The sequence below is a fragment of the Bacillus sp. 0209A genome (assembly GCF_036765095.1).
Classification (GTDB): Bacteria; Bacillota; Bacilli; order Bacillales; family Bacillaceae; genus Bacillus; species Bacillus subtilis_G.
The window spans coordinates 740,966-755,888 of the sequence record NZ_JBAIZV010000002.1; the positions used below are offsets into that span (position 1 = coordinate 740,966).

Annotated in this window: 14 protein-coding genes and 1 other annotated feature; of the genes, 11 read left to right on the forward strand and 3 right to left on the reverse strand. The window is 46.9% G+C overall.

Features of this window, described 5'->3' with window-relative positions; all coding sequences use genetic code 11:
• Positions 1-22: 22 nt before the first annotated feature.
• Both V6D44_RS08930 and V6D44_RS08935 read right to left on the reverse strand, forming a co-directional pair.
• On the reverse strand, positions 23-1,234 hold the full coding sequence (locus V6D44_RS08930; RefSeq protein WP_333516414.1) for a PP2C family protein-serine/threonine phosphatase: 1,212 nt from the start codon (positions 1,232-1,234) through the stop codon (positions 23-25).
• A 29-nt stretch (positions 1,235-1,263) separates the two neighbouring features.
• A complete protein-coding gene (locus V6D44_RS08935) occupies positions 1,264-2,076 on the reverse strand; it encodes an alpha/beta fold hydrolase (protein WP_087993493.1) in 813 nt (270 codons plus the stop codon).
• Between the two features lie 276 nt (positions 2,077-2,352).
• Between V6D44_RS08935 and V6D44_RS08940 the strand changes: the two genes are divergently transcribed.
• From V6D44_RS08940 to V6D44_RS08980, 9 genes are all read left to right on the forward strand, one after another.
• Positions 2,353-3,258 carry an ABC transporter ATP-binding protein gene (locus V6D44_RS08940; protein ID WP_087993492.1) on the forward strand — a complete coding sequence of 302 codons (906 nt, stop codon included), beginning with the start codon at positions 2,353-2,355 and terminating at the stop codon, positions 3,256-3,258.
• Complete coding sequence (locus V6D44_RS08945) at positions 3,259-3,996, forward strand: ABC transporter permease (RefSeq protein ID WP_087993491.1); 738 nt, start codon at positions 3,259-3,261, stop codon at positions 3,994-3,996.
• A gap of 3 nt (positions 3,997-3,999) precedes the next feature.
• A complete protein-coding gene (locus V6D44_RS08950; protein ID WP_141113429.1) occupies positions 4,000-5,115 on the forward strand; it encodes a sensor histidine kinase in 1,116 nt (371 codons plus the stop codon).
• Positions 5,116-5,131: 16 nt separating this feature from the next.
• Positions 5,132-5,734, forward strand: coding sequence for a two-component system response regulator YvfU (gene yvfU, locus V6D44_RS08955; protein ID WP_087993490.1), 603 nt, complete (start codon positions 5,132-5,134; stop codon positions 5,732-5,734).
• Between the two features lie 186 nt (positions 5,735-5,920).
• Positions 5,921-6,637, forward strand: coding sequence for a lactate utilization iron-sulfur protein LutA (gene lutA / locus V6D44_RS08960; RefSeq protein WP_087993489.1), 717 nt, complete (start codon positions 5,921-5,923; stop codon positions 6,635-6,637).
• Positions 6,638-6,663: 26 nt separating this feature from the next.
• Complete coding sequence (gene lutB / locus V6D44_RS08965; protein ID WP_087993488.1) at positions 6,664-8,103, forward strand: lactate utilization iron-sulfur protein LutB; 1,440 nt, start codon at positions 6,664-6,666, stop codon at positions 8,101-8,103.
• A complete protein-coding gene (gene lutC / locus V6D44_RS08970; protein ID WP_333516415.1) occupies positions 8,103-8,825 on the forward strand; it encodes a lactate utilization protein LutC in 723 nt (240 codons plus the stop codon). The genes lutB and lutC overlap by 1 nt, the downstream gene beginning before the upstream one ends.
• 224 nt (positions 8,826-9,049) lie before the next feature.
• Positions 9,050-10,084, forward strand: coding sequence for a glycosyl hydrolase family 18 protein (locus tag V6D44_RS08975; RefSeq protein WP_202328009.1), 1,035 nt, complete (start codon positions 9,050-9,052; stop codon positions 10,082-10,084).
• Between the two features lie 97 nt (positions 10,085-10,181).
• Positions 10,182-10,415, forward strand: a binding site (T-box leader).
• A gap of 63 nt (positions 10,416-10,478) precedes the next feature.
• On the forward strand, positions 10,479-11,822 hold the full coding sequence (locus V6D44_RS08980) for an amino acid permease (protein ID WP_087993484.1): 1,344 nt from the start codon (positions 10,479-10,481) through the stop codon (positions 11,820-11,822).
• 38 nt (positions 11,823-11,860) lie between these two features.
• Here V6D44_RS08980 and V6D44_RS08985 read toward each other — a convergent pair whose 3' ends face one another.
• On the reverse strand, positions 11,861-12,778 hold the full coding sequence (locus V6D44_RS08985; RefSeq protein ID WP_333516416.1) for a DMT family transporter: 918 nt from the start codon (positions 12,776-12,778) through the stop codon (positions 11,861-11,863).
• A gap of 98 nt (positions 12,779-12,876) precedes the next feature.
• Here V6D44_RS08985 and V6D44_RS08990 point away from each other — a divergent pair, with 98 nt between their 5' ends.
• Both V6D44_RS08990 and V6D44_RS08995 read left to right on the forward strand, forming a co-directional pair.
• On the forward strand, positions 12,877-13,755 hold the full coding sequence (locus V6D44_RS08990; RefSeq protein ID WP_333516417.1) for a LysR family transcriptional regulator: 879 nt from the start codon (positions 12,877-12,879) through the stop codon (positions 13,753-13,755).
• Positions 13,756-13,910: 155 nt separating this feature from the next.
• On the forward strand, positions 13,911-14,921 hold the full coding sequence (locus tag V6D44_RS08995) for an LLM class flavin-dependent oxidoreductase (RefSeq protein ID WP_289348223.1): 1,011 nt from the start codon (positions 13,911-13,913) through the stop codon (positions 14,919-14,921).
• The last annotated feature ends 2 nt before the right edge of the window (positions 14,922-14,923 follow it).

The window sequence follows — 14,923 nt, forward strand, 5'->3', positions numbered from 1 at the left end:
TTGTTGCGTCTCAGGGATCATTTTATGTCAAATCAACTAATATAAAACATTCGTCATCACTTTTATGATGGGCTTCCTTATGATCATGCAGGGATGTAAGAATTTGCTCTTTCAAGTCAGCGATAGGCAAATCGGGATGGTCCTTTAATAAATCAAATAAATAACATGACGCTGTAGGGTCCATCACGCCATCTGTATACAGCAGGAGCCTTCCGCCCTCCGTGTATGAAAGACTGCTTGACTGAAAGACTGTATCTTCAAACATCCCGATCGGAGGCGCGGTTGTATGCAGCGGATTTTGGGTTCCGCCGGCGCCCTGCCATAATGCCGGCGGATGCCCTGCATTGACATAATCAATTTTTTGCCGGGCTGTATCAATCTCGAGATAAATGGCTGTGCAATAATGTCTTGCTTCCTCATCATTTTGGAACAAGCTGTGAAGGTGGCGGTCTAATTCCTTCATGACTTTGCCGGGACTGAGACCTTGCGTGATCTGGCGCTGGAACAAAGGATGCAGAGACATCGTAATCAATGCAGATGAAATCCCATGCCCCATCACATCAAGAATAATAATGCCGTATCGATGTTCATCGATTTGATAAAATCCGTATAGATCACCCGATAATTCACTGGATGCTTTGTAATAAGCGTCAATCTGGATCTGGTCGTTTACAATCGGTTCAGTCAACGAGTTTTCCTGTGTTTTTCTGGCAAGCTCGAGCTCTCTTTTAGTGTTTAGTTTAAATTGCTGATTTTGTTTGTTGATCTCAAGAAGTTCTTCTTGTTTTGCCTTCAGCGCTTCCAAGGCCATTTCTAGCTCCGCATTGGCTTTCTGTTTGGCAAGCAAAGCTTCCTGAGCCGTGTTTCTGGCCATCAGCAGCTCATTTTCATATTCATTTCGCTTTCGCATCGGTATCAGAACACACTCGGTGACAGATAATCCGCCATCAGCTCTTGCAACAGCATTGACAAGGACGGGAATTTCTTTTCCATCTCTAGTTTGCAGAGAAATGTAGATTTCTTCAATGTGCTGCTCCAGTTTTAAAAGCGGCTCAAAATAGAGCTGGCAGAAAAGCTGTGCGGGAATTGTCAGGATCATATTCATATGCCGGCCGACAATCTCTTTCGGCTCATAATTCAGAATCTTGAGCAGGGTGCGGTTGACAGCTATGATTGAACCCTCTTCTGACAAAGTGAGGAAACCGCATGGTGCATCATTCAATTGTTTGTCCATTAAGAGGGTCACCTCTATCTCTTTCGTTCCTATATCACGAGCGCTTTCAAATAATCGCTGATCAGCTGGATCGTCTCTTCAGGATGGCTCATGTGGGGGCAATGCCCGCGAGCCTCCATTTGTTTCAGTGTACTATAAGGAAGATGCTTATGCATATACTCGCCTACTGCGGCCGGTGCGATGATATCGTCCGCGCATTGGAGAATCAGAGAGGGAACCGTTACCTTCGAAAGATTCTCCCGGTGATCAGAAAAAAACGCGGCTTTCGCGAATTGGCGGGCAATTACAGGGTCAGTAGAACAAAAACGGTTTTCAAGCTCTTCCCTGATTTCAGGCCGATCTGGCTGATTCAGAACGGTTGCTGCGAATACAGTTGCCCAGCCTATGTAATTTTTCTCCATCATCTCCAGCAAACCACGGAGCTGTTCCTCCTCAAATCCTCCGTAATACTCAGGCGGATCATTCAAATAGCAAGGAGAAGGCCCCACCATCACCAGATGGGAAAAAAGCGCCGGACGGCGGATGGAAGCAAGCATCCCAATCACAGCCCCGACAGAGTGCCCCACAAACACGGTGTCTTCCAGATCTAAAGCTTCACAAACATCAAGAACATCTTGGGCATAGCCTTCAAGTGTCTGGTAACGATCCGGGTCATATGCGTGCAAGTCTGAATGTCCCGAACCGACGTAATCAAATAAAATGACCCGATGATCTTCTTCGAAGGCCGGGGCCACGGCATTCCACACACTTTGATCACATCCAAAACCAGGTGCGAAAATGATAGATGTTTTGCCGCTTCCCTTCATCTTCACATCATTTCGAGACAAAATCGCATCGTTCATGATTGGCTCCTTTCAGCTGGAAAGTAAAATAAATTTCAATATGTATATCATAACACTCACGGTTTGAAGAGTGTGTCTTTCTATGAAAGTATATAGCAGTTTAAAAGAAAGAGGACATCCGGCATAGGCGAGCTGGAAAAATTGGAAGATGTAGAGGAGGGATGACCTAGACTTGAGAAAGAATATGACATTTGTCACCCACCATCATGACACCTCATACTAACATCATCTTCTCCGTCATTTTACAATCATTATAAGCTATCAGGAGGTGTTCATGTGATGAATGAGGCAGTATCAGTAAGCAATGTGACAAAACAATTCCAGCAAAAAACAGCTGTAAACAACATCAGCTTCAGCATTAAAAAAGGAGAAATTGCAGCCATTCTCGGGCCGAATGGGGCAGGGAAGACGACCGTTATCTCCATGATATTAGGATTGCTGAAACCAAGCGAGGGAGACATCAAACTATTTAACCGGGTTCCCGGTGATCAACAGGTGCGGGAAAAAATAGGGGTGATGCTGCAGGAAGTGAGCGTCATGCCTGGACTGAAGGTGTATGAAATCCTCGAGCTCTTCCGAAGCTATTATCCAAATCCATTATCTATGAAAGAACTCGTTTCGTTAACAGCACTCACAAAAGAAGACTTGAAAACGAGGGCAGAAAAATTATCCGGCGGACAAAAACGCCGTTTGAGCTTTGCTTTGGCTCTTGCCGGGAACCCCGAGCTGCTCATATTCGATGAACCGACAGTCGGAATGGACACATCATCAAGACATCGATTCTGGCAGACCATTCATGGGCTCGCGGACCAAGGAAAAACAATTATTTTTTCAACCCATTATTTACAGGAAGCAGATGATGCCGCGCGGCGAATCTTATTTTTTGCTGACGGACGGCTTGTGGCGGACGACTCGCCAATGCAAATCCGCTCAAGGATTCAAAAACAGTCTGTTTCCTTTACGCTGCATTCAGATGAATCATTGGAAAAGCTGTCTCGTCATCCGATCGTAGAGCGAGTGATCCAAAAGCAACAGAGAACCATCATCCAAACATCAAATACAGACAAAGTGTTAGCACTGATTTTTCAAGAAAACATACAAGCATGCGATATTCGAATTGAGCAAGGAACGCTCGATGAGGCATTTCGCCAGCTGGCTGACGGAAATAGGGAGGCGATGTGAGTGAATATGCTGCAAAAGCAAAGCGCAGCCGAAATGAAAAGGGTGCTTCGGAATAAGTATTTTGTGTTTTGGTCTCTGATGATGCCGATTGCCTTTTATTATCTCTTTACTAATGTAGTGAATACGGGCGCCTCTGATCAACGTGCATGGGACGCTCATTACTTAATGTCAATGACAGTCTTCAGCGTAATGGGATCCTCTATCATGACGCTTGGAATCCGTATGGTTCAAGAACGGTCGCAAGGCTGGACTGCCTTTATCCGCATTACGCCTCTTCCGGATCATATCTATTTATCAGCTCAGATGATCGGTCAAAGTGTGATTCACATCTTATCTATTACCGTCATTTTTCTTTGCGGCGCAATTATCAATGACATCGACTTGTCCCCGTTTGAATGGATCATGAGCGGACTGTGGATTTTGTTTGGCGCATTGCCGTTTTTAGCATTAGGCACACTAATCGGCCTTATGAGAAAAGTAGAAACAGCAGCTGGAATCAGTAATGTGCTTTACATGCTGCTGGCTTTAGGCGGAGGCATGTGGATGCCGTTTGAGGTTATGCCTGACATGATGCAGAATATTGGCCGGTGGCTTCCGTCTTATCATTTCGGGAACGGAGCGTGGGAACTTGTCCGGGGCGGGGGCCCATCATGGGAAAATATTCTGATACTAATCGCTTATTTGATGCTCTTCATGCTACTATCTAAGTATATAAGAAGAAAACAAGAAGCGGTGTAATACATGAAAATCTTAAGAACTATATTCCCTAAGCAATTCGGGTTTTTCCCTTATATCTTTCTGGTGTATACCATCATGCCGTTTCTTTCTTTATTGAGAGAAACAGGCGTCAAACAGGTGATTGGATATGGCATGCTGCTCTTTTTTGTCATGGCATATCGCCAGTTGTTCTGCAGCGCGGGCAGAGATTCATTTACGTATTGGCTTCTCGTGCAAATGGCGGTTATTTTCATCTATAGTGTGTTTTACAATATCACCTATATCTATTTAGGTTTTTTTCCGGCAAACTTTGTTGGTTATTACAAAGAGAAAACAAAGTTTAACCGTGCGTTCTGCGGTTTAATCTTTATGTTGCTTTTTCCGTGTTTTTATCAATTTCTCGCGAATTCGGTTTCGCTCCGGGAGCTTTTTTCTGTTCTCCCGTTTCTCGTCATCATGCTCATTTCTCCATTCGGCATCCGTTCTATGTTTCGGAGAATTGAACTTGAAACCCAACTTGCCCAAGCCAACGAACAGATAAAAGAACTCTCCAAAAGGGAGGAGCGTGTTCGAATCGCCCGTGATCTTCACGATACCCTCGGCCATACCCTGTCGCTCCTTACGTTAAAAAGCCAGCTGATTCAGCGGCTGGCAACATCTGATTCAGAACGGACCCGGCTTGAAGCAAAAGAAATGGAAATCAGTTCACGCGCCGCACTCAAGCAGGTTCGTGAGCTTGTTTCTGATATGAGAACGGCCACGATGGCGGAGGAACTCGCCAACATTCAGCACATATTAAGAACGGGGAACATTACCTTTCAATATGAAGGTGACGAAGACTTTTCAGCAATATCTCCCGTCACGCAAAATATTATCAGCATGTGTATGCGGGAAGCAGTGACCAATATCATCAAGCACAGCAAAGCAACCCACTGCGCCATCACCATTTCTCGGTTTGCTGACAAAATGAGAGTTGTGATACGGGATGACGGAAAGGGAGCGGCAAAGGAGAATACGTTTGGGAATGGCCTGCGGGGAATGGAAGAACGGCTGATGCTCATTGAAGGAGGATTAACGCTTTCAGCACAGAACGGAACGGTTTTGACACTGACGATTCCGCTTATTAAAAAAGCAGATTGATAGGAGGACGAAAAGAATGATTCGTCTGTTTATTGCTGAGGACCAGCGAATGCTTTTAGGCGCTCTGGGATCTCTGCTGGATTTAGAAGAGGATATGGAAGTCATCGGACAAGCACTAAACGGGGAAGAAGCGTTAAAAGCCATTCTGAAGCTGGAACCGGATGTATGCATCATGGACATTGAAATGCCGGTTCGAAGCGGGCTGGATGTGGCAGAGGAATTAATGCAAAAAGGCTGCGGCAGCAAGGTCATTATTTTAACCACTTTTGCCCGTCCCGGATATTTTGAACGCGCCGTCAAAGCCGGCGTACATGGCTATCTGCTGAAAGACGGCGAAATTGACGATTTGGCCGACGCCATCCGAAAGTGTGTAAAGGGAAAACGGGTCTTCAGCCCGGAGCTGACGTTTAATATGATGCGAGACGAAAATCCGCTCACCGTAAGAGAACAAGAAATTCTGCGGCTGGCGGCTTTAGGCAAGACAACAAAAGATATTACGCTCGAACTCTATTTATCACAAGGCACAGTCCGAAATTACATTTCAGAAATCATCCAAAAGCTCAATGCGAAAAATCGGACAGAAGCCGCCAGCATCGCTGAGGAAAAGGGCTGGATTTAACCATATGTTTTCAGCATCATGGCACTCCTGAGGGATCAGGGGTGTTTTTATAAGCCTGCAAATGAAATTATACCCAGAAAACCCTTTCCTTCCTTTGTCAGAATAGTGTACGATATTGATAGAAGTTGTTATGTTCAGGTCATCAGATGACCAGATCACATATTGGGGATGAAAGAGGGGTTCATCATGAAAGTCTCACTTTTTGTCACTTGTCTTGTTGATATGTTTCAAACAAATGTCGGAAAAGCAACGGTGGAACTGCTGGAGCGCCTTGGATGTGAGGTGGATTTTCCGGAGGGGCAGATCTGCTGCGGGCAGCCGGCTTATAACAGCGGCTATGTGAATGACGCCAAAAAAGCAATGAAACGGATGATCGAAACGTTTCAGGATTCAGAATATGTCGTCAGCCCTTCCGGTTCCTGCACCACGATGTTCAGGGAGTATCCGCACCTGTTTCAGAATGATCCGAAATGGGCCGACAAAGCGCAAAAGCTCGCGGATAAAACGTATGAACTGACTGATTTTATCGTGAACGTCCTTGGGATCGAAGATGTCGGCGCAAGCCTTCATACTAGAGCGACCTTACATACGTCGTGCCATATGACAAGGCTGCTCGGAGTTCGGGAGGAGCCGATGAAGCTTCTCAGCCATGTGAAGGGCTTAGAGTTCACAGCGCTTCCGGGGAAACACAACTGCTGCGGATTCGGAGGAACGTTCTCCGTCAAAATGGCGCAGATCTCTGAGCAGATGGTCGATGAAAAAGTCGCATGCGTGGAGGATACGGGAGCAGAGGTGCTGATCGGCGCTGACTGCGGCTGTTTGATGAATATCGGGGGGCGGCTTGACCGAAAAGACAAGAATGTCAAAGTGATGCACATCGCCGAAGTGCTCAACAGCAGATAAAACTGGATTCAGAGGGGGAAAGGATCATGGCGATGAAAATCGGTACTGACGCTTTCAATGAGCGGGTATCACAGGGGATCGATAATGAATTTATGAGGGGCGCTGTTTCAGGAGCGCAGGAACGTCTGCGGACACGGCGCCTTGAAGCAGCCGAAGAGCTGGGAAACTGGGAAGACTGGCGCTCGTTGTCAGAGGAAATCAGGAAGCATGTCCTTGAAAACCTCGATTTCTATCTCGGACAGCTTGCCGAAAATGTGGCGAAACGAGGCGGGCATGTTTATTTCGCGGAAACATCGGAAGAGGCGTCTTCTTATATCCGCGATGTCATTCAAAAGAAGAACGGGAAGAAAATCGTTAAATCAAAATCAATGGTTACAGAGGAAATCAATCTGAATGAGGTGCTGGAACAGGAAGGCTGTGAAGTCGTCGAAACCGACCTCGGCGAATATATTTTACAGATTGATGATCACGATCCGCCGTCACATATCGTAGCGCCCGCCCTTCATAAAAATAAAGAGCAAATACGCGATGTGTTTAAAGAAAGGCTGGATTATCAACATACAGAAAAACCGGAAGAGCTTGTGATGCATGCGCGCGCCATCCTCCGGGAAAAGTTTCTGGAAGCCGATATCGGCATTACCGGCTGTAACTTCGCCATCGCTGACTCGGGTTCTGTCAGCCTCGTGACCAATGAAGGAAATGGACGGCTTGTGAGCACCTTGCCGAAAACACAAATCACCGTGATGGGAATGGAGCGGATTGTCCCGTCATTTTCTGAATTTGAAGTGCTTGTCAGCATGCTGACAAGAAGTGCTGTCGGGCAGCGGCTGACAAGTTATATTACAGCACTGACAGGCCCGAAGCTGGAAGGGGAGGTGGACGGGCCGGAGGAATTCCATCTTGTCATTGTTGATAATGGCCGGTCCAACATTCTCGGAACGGAATTCCAGTCTGTGCTGCAATGTATCCGCTGTGCCGCCTGTATCAATGTCTGCCCCGTGTACCGCCATGTCGGCGGACACTCTTACGGCTCAATCTATTCGGGGCCGATCGGAGCGGTTTTATCGCCGCTGCTTGGCGGTTATGACGATTATAAGGAGCTGCCGTACGCATCTACACTTTGCGCGGCTTGTTCAGAAGCCTGCCCGGTCAAAATTCCGCTTCATGAGCTGCTCCTCAAGCATCGCCAGAACATCGTCGAAAAAGAAGGCAGGGCGCCGATCAGTGAAAAGCTTGCGATGAAAGCATTTGGGCTTGGCGCATCCTCTTTGCCGCTTTATAAAATGGGCTCAAAATGGGCGCCGGCCGCGATGACGCCTTTTACAGAGGGTGAAAAAATGTCGAAAGGACCCGGCCCGCTCAAAAGCTGGACACAGATCCGCGATTTCCCGGCACCGCATAAATCGAGATTCAGAGACTGGTTTACAGACAGAGAAACAAGTGAACGCACGAAGGAGGAACAGTGATGACGAAGGGAACCGTTCAGAATCAGGAGAGCTTTTTAAACCGGATCGCATCACGCCTTGGCCGTGAAAGAAGAACAGGAGGCGTGGCAGTCCCAGAGTGGGCGCATCAGCCGCAATATCAAACACTTGAAGGATACTCAGCGGATGACTTGGTCACAGTGCTCAAAAACCATTGCGTCAAAATCCATACAGAGCTGATTGAAACCGATTCAACCGGTCTCTGCGATGCCCTGCGCGAGCAAGTCAGCCGGTTTTCCGGAGGTCCTGTTATCCTTCCAAAGGACCCCCGCTTTGAAGCATACGGGCTAAAAAGCTTGCTCACCAAAGACTGGCCGAGCGATGGAACGCCGGTCTGGGAGTGGGATGCTGACAAAGGCGAAGAAAATATCAAAAAAGCGGAGCAAGCCAATGTAGGAATTACATTCAGTGAAATCACACTGGCCGAGTCGGGGACGGTTGTCCTCTTCTCCTCAAAAGATATCGGCCGGTCTGTCAGCCTTCTGCCGACGACCTATATTGCGATTGTGCCAAAGTCAAGCATTGTGCCGAGAATGACGCAAGCCAGTGATATCATCCGCCAAAATATTGCGGACGGCGTTACTGTTCCCTCCTGCATCAACTACATTACCGGACCGAGCAACTCAGCCGATATCGAAATGGATTTGGTCGTCGGGGTGCACGGACCTGTAAAAGCAGCATACATTCTCGTCTCTGACCGCTAACCTCAAAAGCCCGGCATATGCCGGGCTTTCAGCGTGTCGACAAACCCTCGCATTCGTTGTCAGGCAGCGTCCTGCTCAAACGCCTCTGTCACCGCATCCTGCGGAAGTCTGATTCAATGCTCATTCTTCCTAGACTTCAAAGGTTTTCAATCACGCTGAAAAAACTTCAACTTCCAATTGTTTGGCCGATGAGAAGAGTATGACTTGAAAAAGGAGGAAATGCGATGAAAAAATGGCTGATCGCAGCTGTTTCACTGGCGATTGCGATCATTCTGTTTATGTATTCAAACGCAGAAGCGAAAGCCGCTGGCATGACAGTAGGCTACACAACTCGGGATACGGACTCATACAATTCTCTTGTGAAATATCATACATACATGAATTCGATCGCCACAGATACGTTTGCGTTTGAAAAAAACGGACACATCATTGGCGATGCCCCAAGCAAGCAGCTGACTTATGCGAAAAAGAATAAAATCAAGACATGGGCTGTGATTTCAAATTATAATGACGCCATTTATGATTTTGACGGTGATTTAGCGAGCCGGGTCATGAGTAATAAAACAGCGAAAAAACGATTCACAGATCAGCTGATAGCACTGGCTAAAAAGCACTTATACTACGGTATCAATATCGATTTTGAAGCGGTGAATCCAGAAGACCGGTCCAAATATTCACGCTTCATTCAAGATGTCTCACAGGCGCTGAAAAAGAAACAGATCAAAACAATGGTTTCCGTTCCGGCCAAAAGCGCCGATGATCAAAACGATGACTGGAGCTGGCCGTATGATTATGCGAAAATCGGTCAATATGCCGATTATGTGCAAGTCATGACTTACGACGAACACGGCATTTGGGGCGAGCCGGGATCGGTGGCGAGCACAGGCTGGATCAAAAGCTCCCTGCAGTTTTCAGTTAAAAAGATCAAAGCCAATAAAGTCATCATGGGAATCCCTGCGTACGGCTATGACTGGGATGTGAAAGACGGAAGCGGCAGCACAATGAGAGCATGGAATGAACTCAAGCCCCTGATCAAAAAGCAGAAAGTAAAGCCGATATTCAACAAAAAATCAGGTTCGATGACGTTTTCTTACGTTGACAAAAAGCAGCATAAACATGTCGTGTGGTATGAAAATGAAAAAACCGTCCAAACGAAAAGCCATCTGGCAAAGCAATACAAAATAGCAGGTGTCTCAGTCTATGCATTAGGAAACGAGTCAGAATCCTTTTGGAAAGCCATTCAAAAAGGGGTAAAATAACCATTTCTTTTTTCTCTGAGGTTATTGACAGGGAAAAAAGAAGCACGTATATTATGTTAGTATATTCAGAACATAAAATTTCAGTTTTTCAGAAAACGAAAACACATAGATTGGGAGCAGTAAAAGAAGTAATCAGAAAAGAGAGCTGCGGGGCGGTGTGACGCAGCCTGATTTTTCTTTGAACTCGCCCGGGAGTGGTAAGACGAAACGGAATAGATTGAATATTCCCCATGTTTTAACGGCTAACCTTCGTTACAGGTCAAAAGCTGGATTCTTCATAAGAATCAACAAGAGTGGTACCGCGGTCAGCCTAAGGCTCGTCGTCTCTTTATCTATTAGATAAGAGGCGGCGGGCTTTTTTGTTTTTGAAAACGAGAAGGAGAGGTAGTAGAGGATGAAAAAAGACAATCAGACGTTAAAGCGCACGATGACGTCCCGCCATATTATGATGATGGCGCTGGGCGGAGCAATCGGCGCAGGTTTATTTAAAGGGAGCAGTTCGGCGATCGATGTGGCGGGGCCATCTGTCATTATCGCATACCTGCTCGGCGGTATTATTTTGCTGTTTATTATGCAGGGGCTCGCGGAAATGGCTGTGCGCAACCGAAACGCAAGAACCTTCCGGGATCTTGTCCAGCAGGTATTAGGAAATTACGCTGCTTATTTCTTGGACTGGATATACTGGAAAATGTGGGTGCTCAACATTGCGGCTGAAGCTGTTGTCGCTGCGATCTTTATTCAATATTGGCTGCCGGGCTGCCCGATTTGGGTCCTGGCATTAGGGATATCTCTTATTGTCACGGTTGTGAATTTGCTTTCTGTTAAAATCTTCGCCGAAACCGAATATTGGCTGGCGATGATCAAGATTACCGTTATTATTATTTTTATTATATTAGGATTGTTGCTCTTATTTGTATCATTCGGTGATCATACAGCTGCCGGGTTCTCAAACCTGACAGAGCACGGCGGATTTTTCCCGAACGGAGGCACAGGGCTGATTACGGCGATGCTAGTCGTGATCTACTCTTACGGCGGTACAGAAATTATTGGTGTAACGCTTGCTGAGACAAAAAATCCTGAAAAGGTTGTCCCGAAAGCTGTCCGCAGCACTCTAACACGGATTGTCACGTTCTATCTGCTGCCGTTTTTTATCATTGTCAGCCTGATTCCATGGAATCAAGTCAACTCCGTTCCGGAAAGTCCTTTCGTCATGGTCTTTAAAATGGTAGGCATTCCGGGTGCGGATCATATCATGAACGCAGTCATCCTGCTTGCGATCATTTCTTCAATGAATTCAGGTTTATACGGGTCGTCCCGCATTTTGTATACACAGGCAAGTGACGGAAGGCTCCCGAAAATCTTTTCGAAACTTTCATCGAAAAACGTACCGATGTTTGCGATTCTGATGTGCACTTCCTCCCTATATATTGGCGTATTGATTTCTCTGTTCGCGGGAAGCCAAACGTTTAATTACTTAATGGGGTCATTGGGATATACCGTATTATTCATCTGGCTGATCATCGGATTCGCCCATTTGAAATCAAGAAAATACCAAACAGAAACACCGGCTTATTATGTAAAGTTGTTCCCATACACGACATGGTTTGCGATTCTGGCATTACTCGCTATTCTGATTGGAGTCATTATGACAACGTCAATTGTGATGACCAGCATTACTGCGGCGATCTATCTTTTGATTACGATTGTGTATTTGATCAAAGGACGTAAGCATCAGTAAATAAGAAACCTCTTGTCACATCCGACAAGAGGTTTTTACTATTGTGCAGCCTTCTCTTTTACACCAATCGCCGCCGCTTTCTGTGCTTTTGATTTTGAATTCACGAGGCAGATACTCGTTACAATCAGCAGCAGCCCTGCCAAGAGGCTTAAGGTCAGCGGTTCATGCAGGAAAATGGAGCTGGCCACGATCGAAATGAGCGGAATCAAAAAAGTGTAGGAAGCGACCTTGCTTGCTTCCCCTGAACCGACAAGCGTAAAAAAGACAAGCCAGCCGAGTGCGATAACGAAGACAGAGATGAACAGCAGGCTGGTGATAAACGGAACTGTCCATTGTATCGCCGAAAAGCTTTCTGTCGAAAATCCGGATAAAAGCAGAAACACGCTTCCGATCGTCAGCTGCAAAGCGACCATCCAGATGGAATCGACGCGGCTGCCTGTTTTTTTCATAAATACTGTTCCTAACGCCCAGCTGAGTGCGGAGCCGAGGGCCAGCAGAACCCCAATGACAGAAATATGCCCGCCAAAACCCGCGGCGCTGATGACAGCTACTCCCGCAAAACCGAGGATCAGCCCGATCACTTTCATTGCAAACATCGATTCACCGAGCCACAGCCAAGAAAACACGCCCATCAGCACCGGCTGAAAGAAGACGATTGCGGAAAACAGACCGGCCGGAAGGTAATTCAGCCCGATCGTTTGCAGGCCATAGAATAACGTAATATTTAAAAATGCAGAAACAAGATAAATCGGCCACGTTTCTTTAAAACGCAATTTATGAATACGCGGCAGTGCGACAATGACTAATAAAATCCCGCCAATCAGCGTCCGGATGCCCGCGAACAATAGCGGCGGCGAATAGGAGAGCGCTGCTTTGGACAGCGGCCAATTGATGCCCCACATGATGACGAGAAAGGCGAGCAGGAGCGCTGTCCGCGTTTTTGAGAGCTGTTTCACTATTTCAATCACTCCTTGTAGAACTTTTCCATTATGATACTGTAGAATATAAGATAAATAAAATGAATCTTTTTTATAAGGAGCATAAGTAAATTGTTATGACTATTACACAATTAAGGGTTTTCGTGAAAATAGCTGAAACGGGAAGCTTTACAAAAGCGGGGCAGGCGCTGAACATGACACAGCCGGCTGTCAGCCATGCGATTTCTGCGATTGAAGCTGAACTTGACGTAAAGCTGATCATCCGTGACCGCCGGAATGGCCTGATGCTGACCGAGACAGGTAAAAAGATCTTAGTCCACATCAGAGAAGTCTTGAAAGGCGTTGAAAAAGTTGAGCAAGTCGCAGCCGCGGAAAAAGGGCTAGAACTGGGAACGGTCCATATCGGCACATTCTCAACTGCCTCGGCTTATTTTATGCCGAAGCTGATCAGTGAGTTTAAACAAAAATACCCGAAACTGGAACTCGTGCTGCACGAAGGAACTGTAAATGAAGTCAAGGAGTGGCTTCACACGCGAATGATAGATGTCGGCATTCTTCTGTATCCAACGGAGGAGATGGAGTACATTCATCTGAAAAAAGACAAAATGGCCGTCGTGCTCAGGGATGATCACCCGCTTTGCAGCCGTCCAGCCATTACGCTGAAAGATCTTGATCATGAACCGATAATCGTCTGTGACGGCGGCTATGAATCGCCTTTTAACCAGATGTTCAGGCAGGCGGGTGCTACGCTGAACGCCGCTTTCACAGTCTATAACATGAACACCTCGATCAGTATGGTCAGAGAGGGACTGGGCCTGGCGATTTTATCAGAAATGTCCATGTCGGGCATGCCGCTGCCGGAGCATGTGGTGACGCGGGATCTGGACCCGCAGGTGTACCGTGATGTGCAGCTCGCTGTTCCGTCGCTAAAGGACGCTTCTCTAGCGGCTAAACTATTCATTGATATGGCCCAGAACCTGTTTGGGGCAGAATAACGGGGCAAACCGTTCGTTTTAAATTGTTCGAATTTCATCGAATCAAATTCTTTTATTCCTGAAAGCAGTTGTGTTATGGTGTGAGAGAAGTCCTTTCATTCATACTTGACAGCTTGAGGCTGTTTACTGATAACACATTTGCAAAGGAGAACAATATGTCTAACAACCAACGCAAAGATACCTTGCTTTCTGTCTTGAATTTATCTCCGGTTGTTCAGGGAGGAACGGTTGCTGAATCATTCCGAAACAGCATGGACTTGGCGCGCCGTGCGGAGGAATGGGGCTATCATCGCTACTGGCTCGCTGAGCATCATAATATAGAAGGTGTCGCAAGCTCTGCCACCGCGGTTCTGATCGGCCATATTGCCGGCGGCACAAAGAAAATCCGTGTCGGTTCCGGCGGCATTATGCTGCCGAACCACTCTTCTCTAGTAATTGCCGAGCAATTCGGCACACTGGAAACGCTGTATCCCGGGCGGATTGATCTGGGGCTCGGACGTGCTCCGGGAACAGACCAATTGACAGCAAGAGCGCTTCGCAGAAACATCAACAGCGGTGAAGATTTCCCGGAACAATTAGAGGAACTGCGCAATTACTTTAAACCATCAGGAAATGTGCGGAATCAAGTCCGCGCTATTCCGGGAGAGGGCATAGATGTGCCGATTTGGCTGCTGGGCTCAAGCGGCTTCAGTGCCCGTCTCGCAGGCGAACTAGGCCTTCCGTTTGCATTCGCCGCTCATTTCTCGCCGGCGAATACAGTTCCAGCTTTAGAGCTGTACCGCAATTCGTTTACGCCGTCAGACGTGCTTGATGAACCGTATGCAATGGTAGGCGTCACCATTATCGCGGCAGATACAAACGAGAAAGCGCAGCACCTTGCGACTTCACATTATCAAAGATTTCTTGATCTCGTCCGCGGCACGCCGAACCAGTTGAAGCCGCCTGTAGAAGACATGGATCAAATCTGGAGTCCGTATGAAAAAGCGATGGTCAATGAACAGCTGAGCTCGACGATTGTCGGCGGTCCGGAAGAAGTGAAGGCGAAGCTTGAAGACTTTGTCAGAACGACACAGGCGGACGAAATAATGGTCAACTCAGAAACCTATGAACACGCAGACAGAATGCGTTCGTTTGAAATCATCGCAGACGTTTGGAAAAACAGATAACA

Coding starts and splice junctions, on each gene's coding strand:
- V6D44_RS08930 (WP_333516414.1), bottom strand. CDS start 1,234: ATGGACAAACAATTGAATGATGCACCATGCGGTTTCCTCACTTTGTCA.
- V6D44_RS08935 (WP_087993493.1), bottom strand. CDS start 2,076: ATGAACGATGCGATTTTGTCTCGAAATGATGTGAAGATGAAGGGAAGC.
- V6D44_RS08950 (WP_141113429.1), top strand. CDS start 4,000: ATGAAAATCTTAAGAACTATATTCCCTAAGCAATTCGGGTTTTTCCCT.
- yvfU (WP_087993490.1), top strand. CDS start 5,132: ATGATTCGTCTGTTTATTGCTGAGGACCAGCGAATGCTTTTAGGCGCT.
- lutA (WP_087993489.1), top strand. CDS start 5,921: ATGAAAGTCTCACTTTTTGTCACTTGTCTTGTTGATATGTTTCAAACA.
- lutB (WP_087993488.1), top strand. CDS start 6,664: ATGGCGATGAAAATCGGTACTGACGCTTTCAATGAGCGGGTATCACAG.
- lutC (WP_333516415.1), top strand. CDS start 8,103: ATGACGAAGGGAACCGTTCAGAATCAGGAGAGCTTTTTAAACCGGATC.
- V6D44_RS08975 (WP_202328009.1), top strand. CDS start 9,050: ATGAAAAAATGGCTGATCGCAGCTGTTTCACTGGCGATTGCGATCATT.
- V6D44_RS08980 (WP_087993484.1), top strand. CDS start 10,479: ATGAAAAAAGACAATCAGACGTTAAAGCGCACGATGACGTCCCGCCAT.
- V6D44_RS08990 (WP_333516417.1), top strand. CDS start 12,877: ATGACTATTACACAATTAAGGGTTTTCGTGAAAATAGCTGAAACGGGA.
- V6D44_RS08995 (WP_289348223.1), top strand. CDS start 13,911: ATGTCTAACAACCAACGCAAAGATACCTTGCTTTCTGTCTTGAATTTA.